The sequence below is a fragment of the Micromonospora sp. WMMA2032 genome (genome assembly GCF_002688545.1).
GTDB lineage: Bacteria > Actinomycetota > Actinomycetes > Mycobacteriales > Micromonosporaceae > Micromonospora > Micromonospora sediminicola.
Map to the genome: position 1 here is coordinate 3,592,530 of NZ_CP024052.1, position 23,267 is coordinate 3,615,796.

Here is a 23,267-nt window from a genome sequence, read left to right on the forward strand (position 1 = left end):
CGAATCCGGCGGTGATCTGAATTACGGCCGCCGGTACTAAACGCTGCAAAGCGGGGCATACACCGGCCCGTTCGGGTCCCACACGTCGGACCTCCACCAAGGTGGCCCTAACCGGGCGACGTAGGCTCTGACGTGAGAAACGGAGCGGGCCGCGCCGGTGAGGGCGACGGCGCTCAGCGAAGCGAGGTGCGGGCGTGACCAAGCAGATCCGTCAACTGGACCGGGTGGTCATCCGGTTCGCCGGCGACTCCGGCGACGGCATGCAGCTCACCGGCGACCGGTTCACCTCGGAGACGGCGCAGCTGGGCAACGACATCTCCACGTTGCCCAACTTCCCGGCCGAGATCCGCGCCCCCGCCGGCACGCTGCCGGGTGTGTCGAGCTTCCAGGTGCACTTCGCCGACTACGACATCCTGACGCCGGGCGACGCGCCGAACGTGCTGGTGGCGATGAACCCGGCCGCGTTGAAGGCGAACCTGGCCGACCTGCCGCGCGGGGCGGACATCATCGTCAACACCGACGAGTTCACCCGGCGCAACCTGGCCAAGGTCGGCTACGCGACCAGCCCGTTGGACGACGACTCGCTCGCCGGCTACGCGGTGCACCCGGTCGCGCTCACCTCGATGACGATCGGCGCGCTGGCCGCGCACGACGTGTCCAAGAAGGACGCCGAGCGGGCCAAGAACATGTTCGCGCTCGGGCTGCTGAGCTGGATGTACTCCCGCCCGTACGAGTCGACGCTGCGGTTCCTGGAGCGCAAGTTCGCGGCCCGCCCCGAGCTGGTGGCGGCGAACGTGGCCGCGTTCCGGGCCGGCTGGAACTTCGGCGAGACCACCGAGGACTTCTCGGTCCGGTACGAGGTCAAGCCGGCGAAGATGCTGCCGGGCACCTACCGCAACATCACCGGCAACGCGGCGCTGTCGCTGGGCCTGGTGGCCGCCGGGGTGCGTTCCGGGCTGCCGGTGTTCCTCGGCGCCTACCCGATCACCCCGGCCTCGGACATCCTGCACGAGCTGAGCAAGCACAAGAAGTTCGGCGTGGTCACCATGCAGGCCGAGGACGAGATCGCCGCGGTCGGCGCGGCGCTGGGCGCGTCGTACGGCGGCGCGCTCGGCATCACCACCACCAGCGGGCCGGGCGTGGCGCTCAAGAGCGAGACGATCTCCCTGGCGGTGGCGCTGGAGCTGCCGCTGGTCATCGTCGACGTGCAGCGGGCCGGGCCGTCCACCGGCATGCCCACCAAGACCGAGCAGGCCGACCTGAACATGGCCCTGTACGGCCGGCACGGTGAGGCACCGGTCGCGGTGGTCGCGCCGAAGTCGCCGTCGGACTGCTTCCACGCGGCGCTGGAGGCGGCCCGGATCGCGCTCACCTACCGCACCCCGGTGATCCTGCTCTCCGACAACTACGTGGCCAACGGCTCCGAGCCGTGGCTGCTGCCGGACGTGGAGTCCCTGCCCGACCTGCGGGTCGAGTTCGCCACCGAGCCCAACGGCGAGGACGGCACCAGCTTCCTGCCCTACCTGCGGGACCCGCAGACGCTGGCCCGCCCGTGGGCGGTGCCCGGCACCCCGGGCCTGGAGCACCGGATCGGCGGCCTGGAGAAGGCCGACAAGACCGGCGACATCTCGTACGACCCGGCGAACCACGACTTCATGGTGCGCACCCGGGCGGCCCGGATCGAGACCATCCCGGTGCCCGACGTCGAGGTGGAGGACCCGGACGGCGACGCCCGGGTGCTGGTGCTGGGTTGGGGCTCGACGTACGGGCCGATCGGCGCCGCCTGCCGGGGCCTGCGCCAGCGCGGGCTGTCGGTGGCCCAGGCGCACCTGCGCCACCTGGCCCCGATGCCGGCCAACCTCGGCGAGGTGCTGCGCTCCTACGACCGGGTGGTCGTCCCCGAGATGAACCTCGGCCAGCTCGCCCACGTGATCCGGGCGAAGTACCTGGTCGACGCGATCGGCTACAACCAGGTCCGCGGCCTGCCGTTCACCGCCGCGGAGCTGGAGACGATGCTGGAAGAGGTCCTGAAGAATGTCTGAGCCCGTCGCCCTGAAGCTCACCGCCAAGGACTTCAAGTCCGACCAGGAGGTGCGCTGGTGCCCCGGTTGTGGCGACTACGCCATCCTGGCCGCCGTGCAGGGCTTCATGCCGGAGCTGAACATCGCCCGGGAGAACATCGTCTTCGTCTCGGGCATCGGCTGCTCGTCGCGTTTCCCGTACTACATGAACACGTACGGGATGCACTCGATCCACGGCCGCGCCCCGGCGATCGCCACCGGCCTGTCGGTGTCCCGGCCGGACCTGTCGGTCTGGGTGGTCACCGGTGACGGCGACGCGCTCTCCATCGGCGGCAACCACCTGATCCACGCGCTGCGGCGCAACGTCAACCTGAAGATCCTGCTGTTCAACAACCGGATCTACGGCCTCACCAAGGGTCAGTACTCGCCCACCTCCGAGGTCGGCAAGATCACCAAGTCGACCCCGGCCGGCTCGGCGGACGCCCCGTTCAACCCGCTGTCGCTGGCGCTGGGGGCCGAGGCCACGTTCGTGGCCCGGACCATCGACTCGGACCGTAAGCACCTCCAGTCGGTGCTGCGGGCCGCGGCGGAGCACCAGGGCTCGGCGTTCGTGGAGATCTACCAGAACTGCAACATCTTCAACGACGGCGCGTTCGACCCGCTCAAGGAGCCGGCCACCCGGGACGACTTCCTGATCCGGCTGGAGCACGGGCAGCCGATCACGTTCGGCAAGGACGGCCAGTTCTGCGTCGTCCACCCGCCGGGTGGCTTCGGGCTGGAGGTCCGGGAGACCTCGGCCACCCCGGCCGAGGAGATCGTCGTGCACGACGCCACGGTCGCCGACCCGGCGTACGCGTTCGCGCTGTCCCGCCTGCCCGGGCTCGACCTGCGCAACACCCCGATCGGGGTGTTCCGGTCGGTCGGTCGCCCGTCCTACGACAGCGTGGTGCAGGAGCAGGTCGCGGCGGCGCGGGCCGCTGTCGACCAGACCCCGGAGCAGCAGCTCTCCGCGCTGCTCGGCAGCGGCGACACCTGGACCATCCTCTGACCGGTCCCTGACCCGCCGACGCGAAGGGCGGGCCGTTCCCCCGCGGAACGGCCCGCCCTTCGGCGTGGAGGCACCCGGTCAGGCCGCCGCCGCGGCGGGCACCCACAGCTCGTCGACCGCCCGCTCGGCGGCCGCCAGGCTCTGCTCGTGCAGCGGGATCAGCTCCGCCATCGCTGGGTTGACCGGGGCCAGGGTCAGCTCGGCGGAGATGAACCGCGGCTCCAGGCCGGTCATGGAGATGCCGTGCGGAAGCCACGGCTCGGCGTGGTCCCAGCCCTCCTTCGGGCTGCCCGCGCCGTAGCCGCCGCCCCGGCTGACCAGGACCACGAACTCGCGACCGCCGAGCAGCCCGGCCCGGGTCGCCGGGTCGTACGCGATGCCGGGGGCGATCAGGTGGTCGACCCAGGACTTCACCACGCTCGGTGCGCCGTAGTTGTAGAGCGGCAGCCCCAGCAGGATCGTGTCGGCCCGGGTCACCTCCCCCACCAGTTCCTCGGTCAGCTGCCAGGAGGCGCGCTGCTCGGGCGTGTGCTGGTCCGGCGGCACCATCCGGGCGAGGCCGCCGGCGGCGTCGAGGTGCGGCACCGGGCTCTGCCCGAGGTCGCGGTAGGTGACCGTGCCGCCGGGGTGGGCGGCGCGCCACGCGGCCGCCGCGCGGGCGGTGAGGCGCCGGCTGACCGACCGCTCGCCGGTGATGCTCGAGTCGATGTGCAACAGGTGTGCCATTGGTTGTTCCTCCTCCATCGATCGTTCGTGTAGGACCAACCATTTATAGCAGGGCGATGTTCCGTGGGCCGCGTAAACTGGGTCACATGTCCGCCGTGCCCGCCCAGGAGTCGGAGCGCCGTTCCGGGCCGCTGCTGCAGCACCTGGCCCGCCGGATGCGGCTGCGCTCCGAGTCGGTGCTGGCGCCGCTGGGCCTGCGCCCCCGGCACCTCGTCGCGCTCACCGTGCTGCGCGACTCGGGCGGCATCAGCCAGCAGGGGTTGGCCGCCACGCTCCAGATCGACGGCACGAACGTGGTCGGGCTGCTCAACGACCTGGAGGCGGACGACCTGGTCGAACGGCGCCGGTCCCCGGAGGACCGCCGCCGGCACGTGGTCAGCCTGACCGAGGTGGGCACGACACGACTCCGCGAGGCGGAGTGCGCGCTCGCCGGCGCGGAGGAGGAGGTGCTCGGCGCGCTGGAGCCGGGCGAGCGGGACCTGCTCTACGAGCTGCTGCGACGGGCCAGCCAGGGCCGGTCGTCGTCCTGCGCCGAGGTGGTCTCGGCGGACGGCCCGGACGCCTGCTGACCGCAGCCGGTGACCCGGCCCGGCAACCGGCTCATACCGTGGTGGTGGCCTGCGGCCGGTCGTCGCGGACGTGGACCAGCATGTCGCCGGTCTCGATCACCGCGCCCGCGCGGTCGTTCAGCGTGACCACCTTGCCCCGGCGGACCAGCGCGATGACCAGCGACTCCAGCTCACGCGGAGACCGGCCCACCTCGTCGCGCTCGGCCGACCGCATCGCCAGCGCCATGCCCTGGCCGGGGGTGAGCAGGTCCTCCACCACGTCGATCAGCGGCGGGGCCGAGGTGGAGAGGCCGAGCAGCCGGCCGGCGGTGGCCGACGAGACGATCACGTGGTGCGCGCCGCTCTGCTTGAGCAGGGGCGCGTTCTCCGCCTCCCGAACCGCCGCGATGATCCGTACCTGACCGGCGGTCAGTTGCCGGACGGTCAGCGCCACCAGCACCGAGGCGTCGTCGCTGTCGGTCGCGATGATGACCGACTTGGCGGTGCGGACGTGCGCCTCCTCCAGCACCGACGAGCGGGTCGCCGAACCCTCGATCGTCACCAGCCCGTTCGAGGTGGCCTGCCGCAGGGCCGGGCCGCTCCGCTCGACCACCACGATCTTGGACTTGTCCGCCCCGTTCTCCAGCAGCGCGGAGACCGCGCTGCGGCCCTTGGTGCCGTACCCGCAGATGATGACGTGGTCCTTCACGGTTCTCCTCCACCGCGACAGGCGACGGCCGGTCCGGTACTGCTCGGTCAGGACTTCCAGGGTGGTGCCGACCAGGATGATCAGGAAGAGCACCCGGGCGGGGGTGACGAACAGGACGTTGACCAGTCGCGCCGACGGGCTGGACGGGGCGATGTCGCCGTAACCGGTGGTGGAGAGCGACACCACCACGTAGTAGAAGCAGTCGAGGAGGGTCAGGCCGTCCCCGTTGACGTCGCGGTAGCCGTCGCGGTCGAGCCAGACCACGAAGACGGTGGCGAGGACCAGCCCCAGGGCGGCGAGCAGGCGCAGACTCAGCGCGCTCAGCGGCCCCCGCCGTTGCGCGGGAAAATGGATCACCGTCGGTCCCGCTCCGCCACCGTCGCCTGCACGCCCTCAAGATAGCGGGTACGCCCCGAACCGGCCGGCCGGGCCGGGGGACCGGCCCCCGCCGCACGAGCGGTAAGGATCTCGTCACATTCATCGACGTGCCGCTGGGCAAGACTCGTACCCACCGATAGTGACGAGGGGGAGTCGGATGCGTACACGTGCGGCACTGACCACGCTGGCCGTGGTCCTCGGGACGGCCCTGGCCGGCGCGTCACCCGCGACGGCGGGTCGACCCGGGGACCGCCCGCCGGAGACGTCCCGGCCCACGCGGCCGAAACCCACCCCCGTCCCGTCACCGACCGTCTCCCCCCGGCCGACCGCCTCGCCGACGCCCACCGTGCGGCCCACGCCGACGGTGTCCCCCTCGCCCACCGCGCGCCCGACGCCGACCGCCTCGCCGTCGCCGTCCGGCACGCCGGCCCCCAGCACACCGGCGCCGATGCCGACGGCGAAGCGGACCGCCGAGGTGCTGCCGGGGCTGGACGACAGCCGGAGCACCACGGCCTACGACGTCAACTCGGCCGGGGTGGTGGTCGGGTCGGCGGAGCTGGCCAACGGCGACTGGCACGCGGTGCGGTGGGTCGACGGGCGGATCGAGGACCTGGGCACGCTCGGCGGCCGCACCAGTCAGGCCCAGGCGATCGACGAGCGGGGTCGTATCGTCGGCACCGCCCAGGCCGCCGACGGCAGCAGCCACGCCGTCGCCTGGGTGGACGGGAAGATCCAGGACCTCGGCCTGACCGGCGGCATCTTCTCGATCGCGTTCGACACCGCCGGGGACCGGATCGTCGGCGTCTATCACGTGACCGACAGCTTCACCGGACGGCGGGCCTTCGTCCGGACCGGGAACACCGAGGTCACGATCGACGCGCCGCCGGGCGCGAGCGCCGCCGCGGTCAACGAGGCCGGCACGGTCACCGGCACCTACGGCTTCAAGGAGTGGACCGACCCTCCGTTCGTCAACCAGGCGTTCGTCTGGCACGACGGCGTCCTCCGGTCGCTCGGCACGCTCGGCGGGCCCACCAGCGTCGCGAACGGCATCAACGATCTCGGTCAGGTGGTCGGCACGAGCTGGACCGCGGACGGCCAGTTCGCCGCGTTCTTCTGGGACGGCACGACGATGCGCCGGCTGGCCACCAGCTCGGCCTCCCCGACGGCACAGTCGCTGAACGACTCGGGTCTGGTGATCGGCACCGACGGCACCGGCAGCCGGGCGATGATCTGGCCTTCCCCGACGGCGGGCTCGCAGCTGCTGCCGCTGCCGGACGGTGCGGTGAGCAGCGTCGCGATCAACGTCAACGACGCCGGTGTCATCGCCGGGCAGGCGAACTTCGTCTCGCCGAGCTGGCACGGCCGAGCGGTCGTCTGGCGGTGACCGGAACCGGCCCGGTCGGCCCCACGGGGGTCGACCGGGCCGGTCCGACCCGCCGGGACAGGGCATGATGGGTGACGTCGGCGAACGGCGACCGCGAGGAGGCCGGCATGTCGTTGCTGCGACGGGTGATCGGCGGGGTGCTCCGGCGGATCCGCCTGCGTCAGGGCCGCACGCTGCGCGAGGTGGCCCAGGCCGCCGGGGTCTCCCTGCCCTACCTCTCCGAGGTCGAGCGGGGCCGCAAGGAGGCGTCCTCCGAGGTGCTGGCCGCGATCTGCCGGGCGCTCGGGATCCACCTCGCCGACCTGCTCGAGGAGGCGCGCGACGAGCTGCGCCGGGAGCGGCCCACGCCGGTCGGCACCGCCATCCCGCTGGCCCGCCTCGACCGCGCGCCGGCCACCCGCACCGGCCCGCACCTGCGGGTCGGCCCGCCCCGGCTGTCCGTCACCCGCCGGCCCACCACGTCCCCCCGGACCTCGGCGGCCCACCGGCCGACGGTCTCGCTCCGCCCGCCGGTCGCCCGTCGGCCGGTCACCGCCACGCCCCTGCTCGGTGGCGCGCGGCGCCCCGTGCGGCCCGGGCCGACGCCGGTCGGCCCCGCCCTCGACGCCACCACGCCGATCGGGTTCGGCGGCGGCATCCGGATCTGGCCGGCCCCCTCCGCCCCGACCGTCCGCCCGCGCCCGCGTACCTCGCCGGCGGTGGCCCGGCGGCGGGCCCGCGCCGGCCGACGGCGCGCGGTCGCCGCGTAGCTTCTGCCCAGGGCGAATCTGCCCCGGGCAGAAAGCCTGGGCCGCGGAGGTGCGCCCGACGGACGCTGGAGACCGCCGGCTCGCCGGGCGGTTCCCCGCCCACCGGCGGCACGGAGGTGGGCGGTCATGGGTGGTGGCATCTGGATGCTGGACGAGGGGCAGCCGGCCTTCGGTGACCGGGTCTTCGAACGGCTGCTGAAGGAGCGGATCATCTTCCTCGGCACCGAGGTCACCGACGCCTCGGCCAACCAGATCTGCGCGCAGATCCTGCTCCTCGCGGCGGAGGACCCGGAGCGGGACATCTTCCTCTACATCAACTCGCCGGGCGGCTCGGTCAGCGCCGGCATGGCCGTCTACGACACCATGCGGTACGTCAACAACGACGTGGCCACGCTGGCGCTGGGGATGGCCGGGTCGATGGGGCAGTTCCTGCTCTGCGCCGGGGCCGCGGGCAAGCGGTTCGCGCTGCCGCACGCGCGGATCATGATGCACCAGCCCTCCGGCGGGATGGGCGGCACGGCGGCCGACATCACCATCCAGGCCGAGAACATGCTGCACGTGAAGCGCACGATGCAGGAGCTGATCGCGGAGCACAGCGGGCACACGCTGGAGGAGATCCAGCGGGACTGGGACCGGGACCGCTGGTTCACCGCCGAGGAGGCCCGCGACTACGGCCTCGTCGACCAGGTGCTCTCCCGCGTCGACCAGCTTGCCGCGTGAGCCGGACGGCCCGGCCGGTCGCGCCGGCCGGGCCGTCCGCCACGGTCAGGGGTAGCTGACCACCGGGCTCGTGCCGTAGGAGCCGACCACCGGGGTGCCGGCCTCGTTGATCGTCCGCTCGATCCCGCCGCTGCCGTTCAGGAACACGGTGATCGCGTCGTGGAACCGCACGCCGGCCCGGCGCGGCGCCTCGATCGCCCGGTCGCAGCGGATGTCCACGCCCTGGTTGAAGTACGCGTAGACGCCCAGCCCCCACGCCTCGTGCGTCCGGACGTGGTCGGCCACCTTGTAGGAGGCCCAGCCGTTGCCGGTGGGGCTGCGCCAGGCCGCCTGGCTCGGCGGGTCGTAGGGCAGCTCGCTCTGGTAGAACACGGTCCGCCCGCGCTCGCCGTTCCAGATCGTCTGCCAGCGCTGGTAGTGCTCCACGAAGAGCCCGTACGCGGTCACGTCGTCGCCGTTGACGACCACGCCGGTGGCGGCGGTGTTCACGGTCCAACCGATGGTGCCCGGCCGGCCGTGGTCGCCCCGCCAGGCCCAGATGTTGTCGATCAGCGTGTGCCGGCTGTTGACGACCAGGCTGGTCACCGCGCGCCCGGCGTACGGGCCGCCGATGCGGAAGAAGACGTCCTGGAGCGAGATCGGATTCGTGGCGTGCGGCCGGTGGCAGTGCCGTCCACCGACCTCGACCAGCACCTCGGACTCGACCGGCCCGGCGTCCACCAGCACCCCGGCGATCCGGACCCCGTCGACGTCCTCGATCCGCAGCGCCGCGTCGCCGCCGGTCGGCACCAGGCTCGGCATGCCGAGGCCGAGCACGACGGTGTTCGGCCGGCGGACCCGCAGCGCCCGGTCCAGGTGGTAGACGCCGGGGGTGAGCAGCAGGTGCCGGCCCCGGGCGAGTTCGGTGTTGATCCGCCGGGCGGAGTCGGTGGGCCGGGCGAGGTAGAAGTCGGACAGCGGCAGCGAGGGCACCGGCGCGCCGCCGGCACCCCAGGTGGTGCCCGCGGTGTCCTGGCGCAGGCGGGGCACCGCGACGCGCCAGCGGCCCGCGCCGTCGACGAAGAGGTACGGCTTCTCCCGGGTCACCGGGCTGGTCGGCAGCGTGGTGTACGGCGGATCGGGGAAACCCTGCGCCGGCGCGCCGACCACACCGGAGAAGACCTGGTTCCAGACCCCGTTGGTCCAGTCGCCGCCGAGTTCGCTGTCCCGGGTGAGCCACTGCTGCTGGGATCCGTTGATGGTGATGCCGTCCACCCTGGAGTCGGCGATGTAGCCGCCGCTGGAGTAGCCGCCGTTGCCGGGTTCCAGCCACAGCACGCCCTTGATGTGCACCCGGCGCATCGGGGACGCCTGCGAGACGGCCCACTGGTTCGACCAGTCGGTGGGGCTCACGGCGAGGTTCTCCGCCGAGCGCCAGAAGTTGGTCAGCGCGGAGATCCCGGCGGGTGAGTTCGGGTCGGGCTGCCCGATCACCCGGACCGCGCCGTGGATCTCCACGTCGTCCGGGTGCGCACCGAGCCCGGCGACGGTCGTGTAGTAGCCGAGTCGGGCGTCCACCTCGTAGCGGCCGGGCTTGAACAGCACGGCGTAGCGGTCGAAGCCCATCTCGTTGTGCTCCTGGGCGGTGAAGATCCGGTCCAGGGTGGACTGGATCTCCGCGGCCGGCGTGGTCGGGTCGAAGACGTGCACGTGGGGGCCGAAGTCGGGCTCCCGGTTCGGGCGTGCCGGCGGGGACGCGACGGCGGCGCCGGCCGGGAGGCCGAGGGCGGTGAGCGAGGCCGCCGAGGCGGTGAGCGTGAGGAAACGGCGGCGGGAGGGGTCGGGTGATCGCATCTGCCTGCCTGTTCGGTGATGGTGGGGAGAGCGCTCTCTGGCCGTTCCTACCTCATCGCCGTCGATCCCGCCAGAGCCCGCCGGTTCCGGAACCGGGAAGGATCTCGACGCCGCGAGGGTTGCGCCACAGGAAAGTTGAACTCGCAACAACAGGGAGCGCGCCCATGTCCATCGTCGTCACCGGGGCCACCGGCCAGCTCGGCCGCCTCATCGTCACCGCGCTGCTCGACCGCGGCGTACCGGCCGGGGAGATCATCGCGGTCGGCCGCGACACCGACCGGCTCGCCGACCTGGCCGGCCACGGGGTCGTCACCCGCCGGGCCGACTACGACGACCCCGACTCGCTGCGCGCCGCCTTCGCCGACGCCCAGAAGCTGATGTTCGTCTCCGGCAGCGAGGTCGGCCGTCGCCGACCGCAGCACGCCAACGTGGTGACCGCCGCCCGGGAGGCCGGCGTCGGGCTGGTGGTCTACACCAGCATCGCCCACGCCGACACCTCCGGCCTGCTGCTCGCCGCCGAACACCGGGACACCGAGCAGCTCCTGCACGACTCGGGCCTGCCGTCCGTGTTCCTGCGCAACAGCTGGTACCTGGAGAACTACACCGGCCAGCTCGACGCGTACCGGGAGCACGCAGTGACCGGCGCGGCGGGCGGCGGGCGGGTCAGCGCCGCCACCCGCGCGGACCTCGCCGAGGCCGCCGCCGTGGTGCTCACCCGCGACGACCACGACCCGGTGTACGAGCTGGGCGGCGCGCCGTTCACCCTCACCGAACTGGCCGCCGAGGTCAGCCGCCAGACCGGCGTTCCGGTCGGCTACACCGACCTGCCGGCGGACCGCTTCACCGAGGCGCTGGTCGCCGCCGGCCTGCCCGAGGGGTACGCGGCAGTGCTCGCCGACGCCGACCGGGGGATCGCCCGCGGCGAGCTGGAGGTCGGCGACGACCTCGCGAAGCTGCTCGGCCGCGAGCCGACCACCCTGGCCGAGGCGATCCGCGCCGCGCTCTGAGGACCGGTCGGCGCGCCTGGCCGCCCGTGGCGGCGGTCAGGCGCGCTCGGTGCGCTGCTTCACCAGGTCGTCGACCAGGCTCTCCACGTAGTCGGCCGTCTCCTCCCAACGGGTGACGGCGACACTGCGGATGCCCATGGCCTTGACCGGGTAGTCGTTGCCACCCACGTCGAGCCGGTCACCGACGAAGAGCACGTTGTCGATCTTCAGGTCCAGGCACTCCAGCAGCTTCCGCATGCCGTACGCCTTGTCCACGCCCTTTCGGGTGACGTCGATCGAGGTCGAGCCGCCACCACGGACCTCCAGGTCCGGCAGCTTCGCCGCGACCGCGTCCCGCAGCCGCTTCTTCTTGTCGCCGTCCGGGTCCCAGCCGTACTTCTCGGTCGGCGGCGCGGACTGCCCCAACGCCGAGAACGTGATCTGGCTGCCCCGGTCCTCGATGATGTCGCCCCAGGTCTTCGCCTCCCACAGGCCGAGCGCCTGCGCCGACTCGGTCAGCGCCGCGACGACCCGGGCCTTGTCGGCCTCGGTCAGATCCTCGGCGTAGACCTGCCGCCAGTCCCCGTCCGACCAGCGGTAGTAGCGGGTGCCGCAGGTCGGCATCAGGTGCAGGCGGGCGCGCTGCTCCTCGGTGAGGTCGAGGTGGGTCAGCACCTGCGACTGGAACTGCTCGAACCGCCCACCCGAGATGATCAGGACGTCCACCTCGGTGAGCAGGTGGCCGAGCAGATCCGCCATCCGACGATCGATCTGGGACTTGGAAATCGCCAGGGTGTCGTCGAGGTCGAACGCCACCACTCGAAGATCGTTCACGAATACCTCATGTCGTCGCGGGCAGGCCAGGACTAGCAGGGTACCGATGCCTCCTGGCGCCTTCCTGAACAACCCACCACGCGGAACAGCTTTCCTCACGGAGGGTAACAGGGTCACCACCCGTCCTGACTTGAAAACCGGTCGACGGCTGCCGGCGCCGACGTCGATCCTGGATCGATGTGCCAGGAGGAGATCTGGGACGCCGAGGCAGCCCGGCGGTACGACACCCCGGGCAGCGGGATGTTCGCGCCGGACGTGCTCGGGCCCACAGTGGACCGCCTCGCCGCGCTCGCCGGTGACGGACGCGCCCTGGAGTTCGCCGTCGGCACCGGCCGGGTGGCCGTACCGCTGGCCGAACGCGGCGTGCCGGTCAGCGGGATCGAGCTCTCCGTACCCATGGTGGAGCGACTGCGGACGAAGGTCGACGCGGCCACGATCCCGGTGGTGGTCGGCGACATGGCGACCGCGACCGTGCCCGGCGAGTTCAGCCTGGTCTACCTGGTCTACAACACCGTCGCCAACCTGCTCACCCAGGCCGAACAGGTGGCCTGCTTCCGCAACGCCGCCCGCCACCTCCGGCCGGGCGGGCGGTTCGTGATCGAGCTGTGGGTGCCCGAGTTGCGTCAGCTCCCCCCGGGCCGGCAGGCGACCGTGTGGCACACCGAGGACGGATACATCGGCCTGGACACCTACGACGTGCTGCGGCAACGGGTGGTGTCGCACCACGTCCGGTTCGGCTCCGGCCGGGAGGCGCAGATCTTCCGCACCCCGCACCGCTACGTCTGGCCGTCCGAGCTGGACCTCATGGGCGAGCTGGCCGGCTTCACCCTGGAGAGCCGGCACGCCGACTGGACCGGCGCCGAGTTCACCGGCGAGTCGCGCTCACACGTGTCGGTCTACCGACTGCCCGGCTGACCTACGCTCCCCGCGATGGCGAAGGTTCTCGTCACCGGCATGTCCGGCACCGGCAAGTCGACCGCGCTGCTGACGCTGGCCGCGCGAGGCCACCGCACCGTCGACACCGACTCCGACCGCTGGAGCCGGTGGGTGACCCTGGCCGACGGTTCGACCGACTGGGTCTGGCGGGAGGACGCGATCGCCGACCTGCTCACCGGACACCAGGCCGGGCACCTGTTCGTCGCCGGGTGCAAGAGCAACCAGGGCCGGTTCTACCCGAGCTTCGACCACGTCGTGCTGCTCAGCGCCCCGGCCGAGGTGCTGCTGGCGCGCATCGCCGACCGCACCGACAACCCGTACGGCAAGCGGGCCGAGGAACGGGCCGAGATCCTGCGCAACCTCGCCGAGGTCGAGCCCCTGCTGCGGGCCACCGCCACCGCCGAGGTCGACGCGTCGGCGCCGGTCGAGAGCGTCGTGGGGCACTTGGAGCGCCTCGCCGGAGGGTAGAGTCGGACGCATGTTCGAAAGCGCCCTCGTCAATCTCTACACCTCCGACATCGAGGCCGGCATCCGCTTCTACCGCGACCTGCTCGGCTTCGTCGAGACGTTCCGGACGCCCACCGAGGGCGTCCCGGAGCACGTCGAGTTCCGCCTCGACGGGTTCACGCTCGGGCTCGGCACCGTCGAGGCGGCCCGGCGTGCCCACGGCGTCGCCGCCGAGCCGGGACGGCCCGCCATGGCGCTGGTCGTGTGGACGCGCGACGTCGACGAGGCCTTCGCCCGGCTGGCCGCCGCCGGCGTACCGACGGTTCAGGACCCGCACGACTCGGGCAACGGCAACCGCAACGCCCTGCTGCGGGACCCGGACGGAAACCTCGTGGAGATCGTCTCCAAGGTCGGCTGAGCGGTTCCGGTTCGTCCACCCGGGGTCACGGCTACGAGGCGATCGGGCCGGCAGCGGGCACGCAAGCCCCGGCTAAGCGGAACAGTGATCGCCGATCAAGGCTTTGATCTGGTGCCCCCGGCAGGATTCGAACCTGCGACACACGGTTTAGGAAACCGATGCTCTATCCCCTGAGCTACGAGGGCGCGAGGGCACAGTCTAGCGACCTGGGGGTTCACCTGGGGTGGCAGGGAGTGGCCCACTTTCACCCACGTTCCCCGGACCGCCGTTCTCCCAGCCCAGGGAGTCTCTACGCGAGTTCGCATGGCACCAGCTCCGCTGATCTTGGTTGTTTGGGCTGGTAGGGCCTCTTGTCGCGGATGCAGGCCCAGAGGACGTTGAGGCGTTGTCTGGACAGGGCGGCGGTGGCTTGGCGGTGGGTCTTTCCTTCGGCTCTCTTCTTGTCGTAGTAGGCGCGAGATCGTGGGCAGTGGGTCAGGGCGGTGAAGCTGGACATGCTGAACACCCGGCGTAGGCCAGCATGTACAAGGTGGTACTCACCGAAGCCAGCATCGTCGAGGACCGGAACACCTGGCTCGACGCCGACCTCCTCCGACGGCTCTGGCCCACCCTCTGGCTGCCATCCCAGCTCCGCCAGCGCTGGGAGGACACCTCCCCGAACTCGCCATCACCCGCAACAACGTGACATAGCGGTAGACCCGCGCAAGAACGCCCCAGGCCATCCGCATATCGAACACCGAGCCGCCGCATCTCGAACGCAGCTTTGCCGCAAATCGAATGCGAAGGCCCTCGCGGATCGAAACCGTGCTGGCTATCATGCTGTCGTGCCGACACCGCACCTGATTCCACGTCGGGCCGCCGCGCAGGTCGACGCCGCGCTGACCGACACCCGCGTCGTGCTGATCAGCGGAGCACGCCAGACAGGCAAGAGCACGCTGGTCCGCATCGTCGCCGGCGATCGGCTTGCCGAGCGCCGCGACCTTGACCGGGCACAGGACCGGGCGGCGGCGATCGCCGACCCGGTCGGCTTCGTGGACTCCTCCGAGCTCCTGGTCGTCGATGAGATCCAGCGCGCCCCGGAGCTCCTACTGGCCATCAAGGCAGCCGTCGACGAGGACCCGCGCCCTGGCCGGTACCTGCTCACCGGCTCGTCCCGCCTCTTCGGCATGGTGGCCGCGCCGGACGCCCTGCCCGGCCGGATGGAAACCGTCGAACTCTGGCCGCTGTCTCAAGGCGAACTCGACAAAGCGCCGGACGGATTCGTCGATGCCATCTTCGCGCTCGGCCCTGACCTGCGACACGAGTCGGACGTGACCCGCGCCGACTACGCGGCCAGAATCGTGCGCGGCGGCCTACCCGAGGCCACCACCCGCACCGACCCGCGCCGCCGCCAACGGTTCCTCGACGCCTACGTCCAAGCGCTCATCGACCGCGATGTCCGGCAACTGTCCGACATCCAGCACAAGGGCGAACTCCGCAAGCTGGTACGCCTCCTCGCGGCCAGATCCGCGACCATCATCGCCGCCAACTCCCTCGAATCCGCACTCGGGCTGAGCCGGCCGACGATCGCCCGCTACCTCCAGGCCCTGGAGGAGATCTTCCTGATCAAGCGGATCCCCGGCTGGTCCCGCAACCTGGGCACCCGCGCCACCGCCGCACCGAAACTGATCTTCGTCGACTCGGGTATCGCCGCCAACGAGACCGCGACCGACGCCCGGGCGCTGCTGCGGCCGGGCGCACCATTCGGCCCATTACTCGAATCCTTCGTCCTGTCCGAACTCTCCCGCCAGCTCACCTGGTCCGAGCAGCCCGTCGACCTGTCCCACTACCGCGACCAGAGCAGGTACGAAGTCGACGCGGTGCTCGAGAACAGAACGGGCCAGGTGGTCGGAATCGAGGTCAAAGCAGCCACCACCGTCGGACCCGACGACTTCCGCGGGCTACGCCGACTCGCCGACCGCCTCGGCGACGACTTCATCGCCGGCATCGTCCTCTACACCGGCACCTCCACGCTGCCGTTCGGCGACAAACTCCGCGCCCTGCCGGTCAGCGCACTGTGGCAAACTTCCGCACCGCCACCAGCCTGACCTCGCCCCCTTTCCGTAGGTCGCTCCCGGCACCCGGAGTGGGCATGCCCGTCAGCCGGGCGGGGGCGGTGGCGTGGCGGCCACGAGCAGGGTGAGTTCCCGGACCAGGTCATCCAGCGACTCGCCGGTCTGCGCGCGGACCAACCCGAGGGCGAGGTCGGCGAGCAGATAGAAACCGAGCGTACGGGCCTGGTCGGACTCGAACGAGGCCAGCAGCGCCTCGGCGCCCGCGAGGTCACCGCGGCGGCGGGCGGCGATCACGCCGGCGGCGCGTTGCACGAGGTCGGCGGCGACCGGAACCGGGCCGGTCACGTCGGTCAGGGCCTCGGCGTCGCGGCGCGGGCGGCGTCGAAGCGCGCGGTGACGTCGGCCCAGTCCACCAGGTCCCACAGCCTGTCGACGTAGTCCGGGCGCACGTTGCGGTACTGCAGGTAGTAGGCGTGCTCCCAGGCGTCGAACACCAGCAGCGGGGTGGAGCCCTGCCCGACGTTGCCGTGGTGGTCGTAGACCTGCTCCACGATCAGCCGCTGCCCCAGGGGCTCCCACGCGAGGACGCCCCAGCCGGAGCCCTGCACGCTCTTGGTCGCCGCCGACAGCTGGCCGGCGAACCCGTCGAAGGAGCCGAAGTGCTCGTCGATCGCCGCGGCGAGCTCCCCGTCGGGGCGGTCGCCGCCGTCCGGGGACAGGTTGTTCCAGAAGATCGAGTGCAGCACGTGCCCGGACAGGTTGAACGCGAACGTCTTCTCCAACCCGACCAGCGCCGCGAAGTCACCCTTGTCGCGGGCCTCGGCGAGCTGCTCCAGGGCGCCGTTGCTGCCCTTGACGTACGCGGCGTGGTGTTTGCTGTGGTGCAGCTCCAGGATCTCGCCGGACATCGCCGGCTCCAGCGCACCGTAGTCGTACGGCATGTCGGGCAGAGAGTAGACGGCCATCCCAGCAGCTCCTCGCACCATCGTCGTCGCAGAGTTGGGCGGGCACCCCGGCGGTGGTTCAGATCATCGCGTTGCCGGAGCACCCGCCCACTGCTGCCAGCATTGCGTAGTTGCCAAGCTTTGGCAATAAGCACGGTTCAGAGTGGGGTGCGGCCCAACGTCGAGTCGGGCGCAGCATGTCACAGGAGACCACTACGGCGGTCGATGGAAAAGTGGAGCTGAGCAGCAATTACGCACTTCGCTGGGCTTCCGCAGGCGATCACAGCGGCGCGCGGGTGCGACCCGCGCAGGAAGCCTGGACAAAGAGAAGCCGCAGGTCATCGGCCTGCGGCTACACACGGAGCGTCGGGTTAGGAAACCGATGCTCTACCCCCTGAGCTACGGGGGCGCGAGGGCCTAGTCTAGCGACCCGGGGGTTCACCTGGGGTGGCGGGAGTGGCCCGCGTTCACCCACGTTCCCCCGACCCCCGTTCGCCCAGCCCAGGACCACCTCACGCCGTAGGAACGCACCGCCCTCACCAGCCGCGACGGCCTGCTCATACGTGGCCAGCAGCTCCAGCTCCTGCCCCGGCGTGAACGACCGGCGTACCCGCGGCCCGCCGGAACGCGGACCTTCTTGCGGCTCATGACCCCGTCCTGGGCCGTCGCGACGTCAACAGCAGTATTCAACGCTTCTCGATCCTGAACTCGCCCTGTCCGAGGGACTTGCTACGAGCCGCTGACCTCAACTCATCCTGACAGACAGGGACAGCGTGGCTTACTCGCTCATGCGGTCGGGGCGCCGAGGACGCAGTCAACGGCCGTATAGAGAGTTTCGGTTTCGGACTTCAGGATCGAGTCCTCGGTGGGCAGGGCTCGTGCGATGGAGAGCCCATTGAGGACGGTGAGCAGGAATCGCACTCGGCGTGCGTGGTCCTCCCTGGGAAGCGCGCCTTCGTCAGCGAGAACCGTCAGCCAGTACTCGATACGGCGCCACCCGCCTCGCTCCAGGGCGAGATACGCCGCGCGCACCTCCTCGCTTGGTTCGGGTGCGATGAACATCTGGTACGCCTTGCCCCACGCCTCACGTGCTTGCTCCCCGACGCCGGCGGGGGCGAGCACTTGCCGGAGACAGTTGACCAGTCGATCCCGGACGGGCAGCGATCGGTCGTGGATCGGGTCATCAGGGAACATGTGGTCGTAGATTCTGGCGAGCACGGCGTCCTGCAGCGCGCGCTGGGTCGGAAAGTGGAACCTGAGCGAGCCCGTGCTCACCCCGGCCCGTGCCGCGACCGCACGCACGCTCAACCGTGCGGTCACATCCTCTGCGAGCATCGCCGCCGCGGCCGCGAGGATCCGTTCCCGCGAGCCGGTGCTCCCGCCGTCCCGTGTCATCCGCCACCTCCTGTCACATCGTACTAGCACGCCGTGCTAGCGTTGCCACTAGTACAGCGTGTTAGTGAGAAGCGGCGGTCGACGGCGAGCGAGGGAACGTGATCGAGGACTGGCGACAACGGCGGGCAGCCAAGCGCATCAAGAGCGGAGACGGGCGGGCATTGAAACGCCTCCGCTGGTGGCAGCTACCCTTCCGCGCACTGTTCCACCTCCCACTGGCCGACGGGGATGGCCGGCAGACGGTGTACGCCGTCGACATCCCACGCCGGACCGACCCGGAAGGCGGCAAGGCGAGAGCGCACCTGTATCTCGACGGCAGACACCACGCCGAGTCCAAGCTCCCGGCAGTCTTCCCCGTCGAGGGCGGCATCATCGAAGTGGCGATCAGTGCATTCGGGCTCAAGCGCTGCCACTACGTCACCACCGCCGGCGCGGAGCACCCGCTCATTCCGGATCCGAAGTCCGCCGAAGGACGCCGCGCCCGCGTCGAACACGAACACCCGACGCTGAGCCGCTCGATCAGCTTCCTCTCCGTGCTGATGCTCCTCATCGGCGTGGGCCTGAACCTGCTGCAACTCGCCGAACCGATGTCGCGGATCCCCCCGATCGCCGAGAACATCGGAACTTTCGACTCGCCCATTCACCTGCCGATCTGGCTCAACCTCGCCCTCGCCGTCGGGGCCGCACTGGGGAGCACCGAGCGGGCACTCCGCCTGCGTCACAGCGTGCTCGACCACGCCGGGAAGTGACCCCATCCACTGGAGGAAGCCATGACCACCACGAACAAGCCGACCTCACCACCCATTCCGGCCGAGCCCCGCAACGGGCCGTCAGTCCCCACCGGAGTGGAATACCACCGGGTACTCGCCGGCGAAAAACGCCGCATCGGTCGCGGCGTTCTCGCCATCCTCCTCCTGCTGGCAGGGCTCGTCGTCTTCCCGACGGTCATCGGCAGAGCGGCTGCGCTCATCGACGTACGGATGGGGAACACCCCGCCGATCCTGGGTGGCACCGACTACACGCCGCTCTACCATGCCAGTTCGATGTTCGCCCTCGGCCTGCTCATTCCGTGGAGCATGCTCATCCAGCGGTGGCTCTACGGCGTGCCCGGTGCGTCCCTGCACTCCGTGACGTCGCGGTTCCGCTTCGACCTGCTCGGCAAAGCGCTGCTCATCTTCGGTCCCGCCTGGCTGGTGGTCAACGCCCTCGGAGCTCTCACGCCCGTCGAGGAGGTCCCCTGGTCGCAGACCGACCTCGTCGCCATCTTCCTCGCCACGATCCTCCTCACCCCGCTCCAGTCGGCGGGCGAGGAATACGGCGTGCGTGGGTTGATCTTCCGCGTGATCGGAAGCTGGACCCGTAGCCCACGGGCAGGTCTGATCGCCGGGGTGCTGCTCTCGAGCGCACTGTTCACGGCCGCACACGGCGCGACGGATCCGTACATCATCGTCTGGTATTTCACGCTCTGGACCGGTCTGGCCATCATCACCTGGCGCACCGGCGGGCTTGAGATCGCGGTCATGCTGCACGCCGTACTCAACACGTTCAGCCTCATCCTGGCCGTGTCCCTGCGGGTGGACCTCGGTAGCGCACTGCAGGACCGCTCAGCCGGAGTCGGCACGCCGTACCAGCTCGTCCCCGCCCTTGCGGTCGTCGTCATCACCGCAGCCATCTGGTGGCGTACCCGAAAGACAGGACCAGCACTTACCGCGGGCCGCAGTACGTCGCCACGCCACACACGGTCGTGACGGGGCAGCGGCGGCCCCGGACCTGGGGCCGCCGCTCGTCCGCCGTCGCCGGTCAGCAATCGAAGACTGCATTGACCAGGTTCTGCGGTCGCGTGCGTTCAACCGGATCGGTGACGCTCGTTTGCCTGTCGCCGATCGCCCGGGCCCACTCGATCCTCTGGAGCGGGAGCCGATCACCGACGCCGGCGAGGTCCGCAAGGAACGCATCGAGGCCGACCTGGCCGGCGAAGGCCGCTGCGACCTGAATTGACGGCCGACGAGGACAGGGCGCCGTTGGCGGATGACGCAGCGGCGCCTGTCCGGGTCACTGGTCGGGGTGAAGCTTCAGCAGGCGGTCGACGAGGGTGGCTGGATCCGCTGGTGTGGTGCCGAACAGCAGGGCTGTGTACAGCGGTGCCACGACGATGTCGACGACCTGTTGGAGTGTGGGTGGATTCTCGCCGCGTGCGTGAGCCCGATCGAGTAGTGCCTGCATTTCGTCGAACCGTCGGGTGAGGGCGGGTGGTAGTTCCGCCTTGGTTCCGAGACGGACGGCGACCAGTGTGCGCAGCAGTAGTTGTCCATCTGGGCCGGAAAGGTCTGCGGCGACGCGGTGGGCGTAGTCCTCCAGGTCGGCATGGAGGTTGCCGGTGTCGCGTATCGGCGAGCCGGTGGTGAGGCGTTCGGCGACCGCGTCGAGCAGTAGGCCGTCGAGGGTGCCCCAGCGCCGGTAGAGGGTGCCCAGGTGTACTCCCGAATGCTCCGCCACCTGGGCCAGGGTGAGTTGGGCCAGCGGTTGTTCGGTGGTCAGGTCGTCGACTGCGCGTAGGACGTCGGCGCGGACTCGCGCGGTGCGTCCTCCGGGGCGGGACTGGTGTTGGTCACTCACGGAGCAAGCTTAACGCGAGGCGTTTGGCGTTTACCCTCGCGCGGGCTATGGTTTGACGCGAAGATGTTCGCGTTAGTCGGCTGGGCCCGCCGCGACCGGGCCCCTTCAGCACGCATCGGAAGCACATCGGAGAGGACAAACGCCATGAGCGTTCGCGAAACCGCACAGCAAGCCTTCAAGAACCACCTGGAGTACCTGTCGTCCGGACGGATCGAGGAGTGGGTGGACCTGTTCACCGACGACGGAGTCCTGGAGTTCCCGTACGGCCCGGCCGACTTCCCGAAGAAGGTCGCAGGCAAGCAGGCCCTGTTCGACTACATGCGGAACTTCCCCGAGCACTTCAAGGTGGAGTTCGTCGACCTGCGCTTCCACGAGACCATCGACCCCACCCTGGTCATCGCCGAGTTCACGTCCGTGGGCCAGGCGTTGAGCACCGGTAAGCCGTACAACCAGACCTACATCTCCGTCGTGGAGACGGCGGAGGGAAAGATCAGTCGCTACGTCGACTTCTGGAACCCGCTGGTCGCGGCCGAAGCGCTCAACGCGACCGGCGACAGCAGCCTGTACGCGGCCTTCGACGCCAACTGACCCATCGGTGTGAAGGGGCGCCTCGAGTCACGGCGCCCCTTCACACCGGCCACCACACAAAAAGGAGTCACGGCATGCGTCAAGAGGATCTTGTTGACCAGTTCGCCATCCAGCGGGTGATCACCGAGTACGCCTGGTTCGTGGATCGCCGAGACTGGGACGCCCTGGTGGTGACGCTCGCCGACACCGTGGTCGTTGACTACACCGCGATGAGCGGCGGCGAAGCAGAGACTCTCCCCGGCCCCGAGCAGGTAGATCGGTGGCGACGGGAGCTCGGCGTGTTGGATGGCACACAGCACGTGGTCACCGGGGTGATCGCCGACGTGACGGGCGATACCGCCACCGCGACCGCGAACGTGCTGGCCTGGCTACGACGCGACAACGTGCCGGGCGGACGGCTGTGGCACAACGGCGGCACGTACGAGTTCGAGCTGCGCCGCGCATCCGAGCGATGGCGAATCAGCCGGCTGGTAGCCCGACCCATCTGGATCGAGGGAAACATCGGGGTCTTCGCACAGCGACCCGGGTGATCGAGCCCTCCCAGGCCGACCACGGACGGGCACCTGCCGGCGTGGTCTTCCTGCGGCGCCGCTCGGCCCTTCTCAGCACGTGAAGCGGGGCTGGCGGTGGCCGGCCGCGGACTCGCCCGGACCAGGTGTCGGCCGACAACGCGGAAGCTCCTTGAGCCGTTCGGGTGGGGCGGTAGGTGTCGGCCCGGTCAGGGCTACCCCGCTCTGAGGGTGAGCAGGGTGATCTCGCTCGGCGCGAAGATCCGGAACGGCGGACCCCAGAAACCGGTCCCCCGGCTCGTGTAGAGCTGGGTCCGGCCGTGCCGGCTGAGGCCCTGCACGACCGGCTGGTCGAGCCGGACCAAATAGTGGAACGGCCACATCTGTCCGCCGTGGGTGTGCCCGGACAGTTGCAGATCCACGCCGGCCGCGACCGCGTCGTCGATCTGCTTGGGCTGGTGCGCCAGCAGCAGCACCGGCAGCTGCGGGTCGGTGCCGGCGAGCGCCGCGGCGTGGTCGGCACGGTGACCGGCGATGCCGGACGAGGCGGCGGTCACGTCGTCCACCCCGGCGACGACGAGCCGGGCGCCGTCCCGCTCCACCACGAGGTGCCGGTTGTGCAGCGGCTCCCAGCCGAGGGTCCGCATGTGCTCGACCCAGCCCTGCGCCTCGCCGTAGTACTCGTGGTTGCCCGTCACGTACACCCGGGCCAGCCGGGCCCGGACGGCGCCCAGCGGCGCGGCCTGTGCCCGGCGCTGGTCGACCGTACCGTCGGCGATGTCGCCGGTGTGGCAGACGATGTCGGCAGCCAACCCGTTGACCACCTCGATGGTCCGGGCGGACCAGCGTGCCCGGTCGATCGGGCCGTAGTGGGTGTCGGTCAGCAGCACCACCCGGACCCCGTCGAGACCCGAACCCAGCCGATCCACGATGACCTCCACCCGCCGGACCCGGGGCACCCGCATCGCCTCGGCGTACCCCCAGACGGCCAGGACGACCGAGATTGCCGCCGCACCGACCGCCACAGCCCGGGACCGCACCGGATCGGCGACCCCCACCGCGGCCAGCGGAAGCCGGGCCACGTTTCCGAGCAGCGCCCAGACGAACAGGATCCAGACCAGGCCAAGCAGTGTGTCCCCCGCGCGGGCCGCCGCGTCCAGCCGCCGGCGGCCGTGCCCGAGATACATCAGGGCGGGGAACGCGACCAGCGCGACGACGAACACGCTCGTGCCGGCGGCCACCACCGGCGCAGGCCAGGCCGCCGCCACCGTCAACGTCCACCAGGGCAGCCCGAACAGCAACGCCAGGACCGCGACCAGCGTCGCCCCGGACACCAGCGGTCGCAACGACCCTCGTGCCGGCTGCACCTGTACGGAATCGCCAACCGCCATCGTCGTCCTCCCGTCCGGGTCCGTGCAGCATGA

Annotated in this window: 25 protein-coding genes and 1 tRNA gene; 16 read left to right on the forward strand and 10 right to left on the reverse strand. The window is 70.7% G+C overall.

Annotated features, from left to right (window positions below; all coding sequences use genetic code 11):
* Window positions 1-194: 194 nt before the first annotated feature.
* Window positions 195-2,042, forward strand: a complete 1,848-nt coding sequence (locus tag CO540_RS16300; RefSeq protein WP_091582764.1) for a 2-oxoacid:acceptor oxidoreductase subunit alpha — start codon at window positions 195-197, stop codon at window positions 2,040-2,042.
* The gene (locus tag CO540_RS16305; RefSeq protein WP_099162705.1) at window positions 2,035-3,069 is read left to right on the forward strand and encodes a 2-oxoacid:ferredoxin oxidoreductase subunit beta; all 1,035 of its coding nucleotides are present in this window, start codon (window positions 2,035-2,037) and stop codon (window positions 3,067-3,069) included. The genes CO540_RS16300 and CO540_RS16305 overlap by 8 nt, the downstream gene beginning before the upstream one ends.
* A gap of 78 nt (window positions 3,070-3,147) precedes the next feature.
* Here CO540_RS16305 and CO540_RS16310 read toward each other — a convergent pair whose 3' ends face one another.
* Window positions 3,148-3,795 (reverse strand): FMN-dependent NADH-azoreductase, encoded by a 648-nt coding sequence (locus CO540_RS16310; RefSeq protein ID WP_099162706.1) that lies wholly within the window; start codon window positions 3,793-3,795, stop codon window positions 3,148-3,150.
* An 86-nt stretch (window positions 3,796-3,881) separates the two neighbouring features.
* On the opposite strand from CO540_RS16310, the gene CO540_RS16315 reads away from it, so the two are divergent.
* Window positions 3,882-4,364 carry a MarR family winged helix-turn-helix transcriptional regulator gene (locus tag CO540_RS16315; RefSeq protein ID WP_245666909.1) on the forward strand — a complete coding sequence of 161 codons (483 nt, stop codon included), beginning with the start codon at window positions 3,882-3,884 and terminating at the stop codon, window positions 4,362-4,364.
* A gap of 31 nt (window positions 4,365-4,395) precedes the next feature.
* On the opposite strand, the gene CO540_RS16320 is transcribed toward CO540_RS16315, so the two are convergent.
* Window positions 4,396-5,409: a TrkA family potassium uptake protein gene (locus CO540_RS16320; RefSeq protein ID WP_099162707.1), complete on the reverse strand. Its 1,014-nt coding sequence runs from the start codon at window positions 5,407-5,409 to the stop codon at window positions 4,396-4,398.
* Between the two features lie 469 nt (window positions 5,410-5,878).
* Between CO540_RS16320 and CO540_RS16330 the strand changes: the two genes are divergently transcribed.
* The 3 genes from CO540_RS16330 to CO540_RS16340 all read left to right on the forward strand — a co-directional run bounded on the left by CO540_RS16330 (window position 5,879) and on the right by CO540_RS16340 (window position 8,283).
* Window positions 5,879-6,814 (forward strand): hypothetical protein, encoded by a 936-nt coding sequence (locus CO540_RS16330; protein ID WP_099162709.1) that lies wholly within the window; start codon window positions 5,879-5,881, stop codon window positions 6,812-6,814.
* Window positions 6,815-6,921: 107 nt separating this feature from the next.
* Window positions 6,922-7,563, forward strand: a complete 642-nt coding sequence (locus tag CO540_RS16335) for a helix-turn-helix domain-containing protein (RefSeq protein ID WP_099164790.1) — start codon at window positions 6,922-6,924, stop codon at window positions 7,561-7,563.
* A gap of 126 nt (window positions 7,564-7,689) precedes the next feature.
* Window positions 7,690-8,283 carry an ATP-dependent Clp protease proteolytic subunit gene (locus CO540_RS16340; RefSeq protein ID WP_091582790.1) on the forward strand — a complete coding sequence of 198 codons (594 nt, stop codon included), beginning with the start codon at window positions 7,690-7,692 and terminating at the stop codon, window positions 8,281-8,283.
* Window positions 8,284-8,328: 45 nt separating this feature from the next.
* Here the strand turns inward: CO540_RS16340 and CO540_RS16345 are convergent, their stop codons facing one another.
* Window positions 8,329-10,116: an adenylyl cyclase gene (locus CO540_RS16345; RefSeq protein WP_099162710.1), complete on the reverse strand. Its 1,788-nt coding sequence runs from the start codon at window positions 10,114-10,116 to the stop codon at window positions 8,329-8,331.
* A 164-nt stretch (window positions 10,117-10,280) separates the two neighbouring features.
* Between CO540_RS16345 and CO540_RS16350 the strand changes: the two genes are divergently transcribed.
* Window positions 10,281-11,123, forward strand: coding sequence for an SDR family oxidoreductase (locus tag CO540_RS16350; RefSeq protein WP_099162711.1), 843 nt, complete (start codon window positions 10,281-10,283; stop codon window positions 11,121-11,123).
* A 36-nt stretch (window positions 11,124-11,159) separates the two neighbouring features.
* On the opposite strand, the gene CO540_RS16355 is transcribed toward CO540_RS16350, so the two are convergent.
* Window positions 11,160-11,936, reverse strand: a complete 777-nt coding sequence (locus CO540_RS16355; protein WP_099162712.1) for an HAD-IIB family hydrolase — start codon at window positions 11,934-11,936, stop codon at window positions 11,160-11,162.
* A 177-nt stretch (window positions 11,937-12,113) separates the two neighbouring features.
* On the opposite strand from CO540_RS16355, the gene CO540_RS16360 reads away from it, so the two are divergent.
* Genes CO540_RS16360 through CO540_RS16370 form a run of 3 tightly spaced genes read left to right on the forward strand, consistent with a single transcriptional unit; the run spans window position 12,114 to window position 13,737 of the window.
* On the forward strand, window positions 12,114-12,851 hold the full coding sequence (locus CO540_RS16360) for a bifunctional 2-polyprenyl-6-hydroxyphenol methylase/3-demethylubiquinol 3-O-methyltransferase UbiG (RefSeq protein WP_099162713.1): 738 nt from the start codon (window positions 12,114-12,116) through the stop codon (window positions 12,849-12,851).
* Window positions 12,852-12,866: 15 nt separating this feature from the next.
* Window positions 12,867-13,340, forward strand: a complete 474-nt coding sequence (locus tag CO540_RS16365) for an AAA family ATPase (protein WP_099162714.1) — start codon at window positions 12,867-12,869, stop codon at window positions 13,338-13,340.
* A 10-nt stretch (window positions 13,341-13,350) separates the two neighbouring features.
* Window positions 13,351-13,737, forward strand: a complete 387-nt coding sequence (locus tag CO540_RS16370; RefSeq protein ID WP_099162715.1) for a VOC family protein — start codon at window positions 13,351-13,353, stop codon at window positions 13,735-13,737.
* A gap of 109 nt (window positions 13,738-13,846) precedes the next feature.
* Here CO540_RS16370 and CO540_RS16375 read toward each other — a convergent pair.
* Window positions 13,847-13,922: transfer RNA gene (locus CO540_RS16375), tRNA-Arg, on the reverse strand.
* A gap of 344 nt (window positions 13,923-14,266) precedes the next feature.
* On the opposite strand from CO540_RS16375, the gene CO540_RS30180 reads away from it, so the two are divergent.
* Together CO540_RS30180 and CO540_RS16385 are read left to right on the forward strand one after the other, a co-directional pair.
* On the forward strand, window positions 14,267-14,422 hold the full coding sequence (locus CO540_RS30180) for a hypothetical protein (protein ID WP_157779134.1): 156 nt from the start codon (window positions 14,267-14,269) through the stop codon (window positions 14,420-14,422).
* A gap of 139 nt (window positions 14,423-14,561) precedes the next feature.
* The gene (locus CO540_RS16385) at window positions 14,562-15,824 is read left to right on the forward strand and encodes an ATP-binding protein (protein ID WP_099162716.1); all 1,263 of its coding nucleotides are present in this window, start codon (window positions 14,562-14,564) and stop codon (window positions 15,822-15,824) included.
* Window positions 15,825-15,875: 51 nt separating this feature from the next.
* Here CO540_RS16385 and CO540_RS16390 read toward each other — a convergent pair whose 3' ends face one another.
* The 3 genes from CO540_RS16390 to CO540_RS16400 all read right to left on the reverse strand — a co-directional run bounded on the left by CO540_RS16390 (window position 15,876) and on the right by CO540_RS16400 (window position 18,130).
* Window positions 15,876-16,136, reverse strand: coding sequence for a superoxide dismutase (locus tag CO540_RS16390; protein ID WP_099162717.1), 261 nt, complete (start codon window positions 16,134-16,136; stop codon window positions 15,876-15,878).
* A 5-nt stretch (window positions 16,137-16,141) separates the two neighbouring features.
* The gene (locus CO540_RS16395) at window positions 16,142-16,756 is read right to left on the reverse strand and encodes a superoxide dismutase (RefSeq protein WP_099162718.1); all 615 of its coding nucleotides are present in this window, start codon (window positions 16,754-16,756) and stop codon (window positions 16,142-16,144) included.
* A gap of 765 nt (window positions 16,757-17,521) precedes the next feature.
* On the reverse strand, window positions 17,522-18,130 hold the full coding sequence (locus CO540_RS16400; RefSeq protein WP_099162719.1) for a TetR/AcrR family transcriptional regulator: 609 nt from the start codon (window positions 18,128-18,130) through the stop codon (window positions 17,522-17,524).
* Between the two features lie 98 nt (window positions 18,131-18,228).
* On the opposite strand from CO540_RS16400, the gene CO540_RS16405 reads away from it, so the two are divergent.
* Both CO540_RS16405 and CO540_RS16410 read left to right on the forward strand, forming a co-directional pair.
* Complete coding sequence (locus CO540_RS16405) at window positions 18,229-18,879, forward strand: hypothetical protein (protein WP_091582845.1); 651 nt, start codon at window positions 18,229-18,231, stop codon at window positions 18,877-18,879.
* Between the two features lie 21 nt (window positions 18,880-18,900).
* On the forward strand, window positions 18,901-19,878 hold the full coding sequence (locus tag CO540_RS16410) for a CPBP family intramembrane glutamic endopeptidase (RefSeq protein ID WP_099162720.1): 978 nt from the start codon (window positions 18,901-18,903) through the stop codon (window positions 19,876-19,878).
* Window positions 19,879-20,182: 304 nt separating this feature from the next.
* On the opposite strand, the gene CO540_RS16415 is transcribed toward CO540_RS16410, so the two are convergent.
* A complete protein-coding gene (locus CO540_RS16415) occupies window positions 20,183-20,746 on the reverse strand; it encodes a TetR-like C-terminal domain-containing protein (RefSeq protein WP_099162721.1) in 564 nt (187 codons plus the stop codon).
* Between the two features lie 144 nt (window positions 20,747-20,890).
* On the opposite strand from CO540_RS16415, the gene CO540_RS16420 reads away from it, so the two are divergent.
* Both CO540_RS16420 and CO540_RS16425 read left to right on the forward strand, forming a co-directional pair.
* Window positions 20,891-21,334, forward strand: a complete 444-nt coding sequence (locus CO540_RS16420; protein WP_099162722.1) for a nuclear transport factor 2 family protein — start codon at window positions 20,891-20,893, stop codon at window positions 21,332-21,334.
* Window positions 21,335-21,408: 74 nt separating this feature from the next.
* Window positions 21,409-21,864 carry a nuclear transport factor 2 family protein gene (locus tag CO540_RS16425; RefSeq protein ID WP_099162723.1) on the forward strand — a complete coding sequence of 152 codons (456 nt, stop codon included), beginning with the start codon at window positions 21,409-21,411 and terminating at the stop codon, window positions 21,862-21,864.
* A gap of 194 nt (window positions 21,865-22,058) precedes the next feature.
* Here the strand turns inward: CO540_RS16425 and CO540_RS16430 are convergent, their stop codons facing one another.
* On the reverse strand, window positions 22,059-23,234 hold the full coding sequence (locus tag CO540_RS16430) for a metallophosphoesterase (protein WP_099162724.1): 1,176 nt from the start codon (window positions 23,232-23,234) through the stop codon (window positions 22,059-22,061).
* Between the last annotated feature and the right edge of the window lie 33 nt (window positions 23,235-23,267).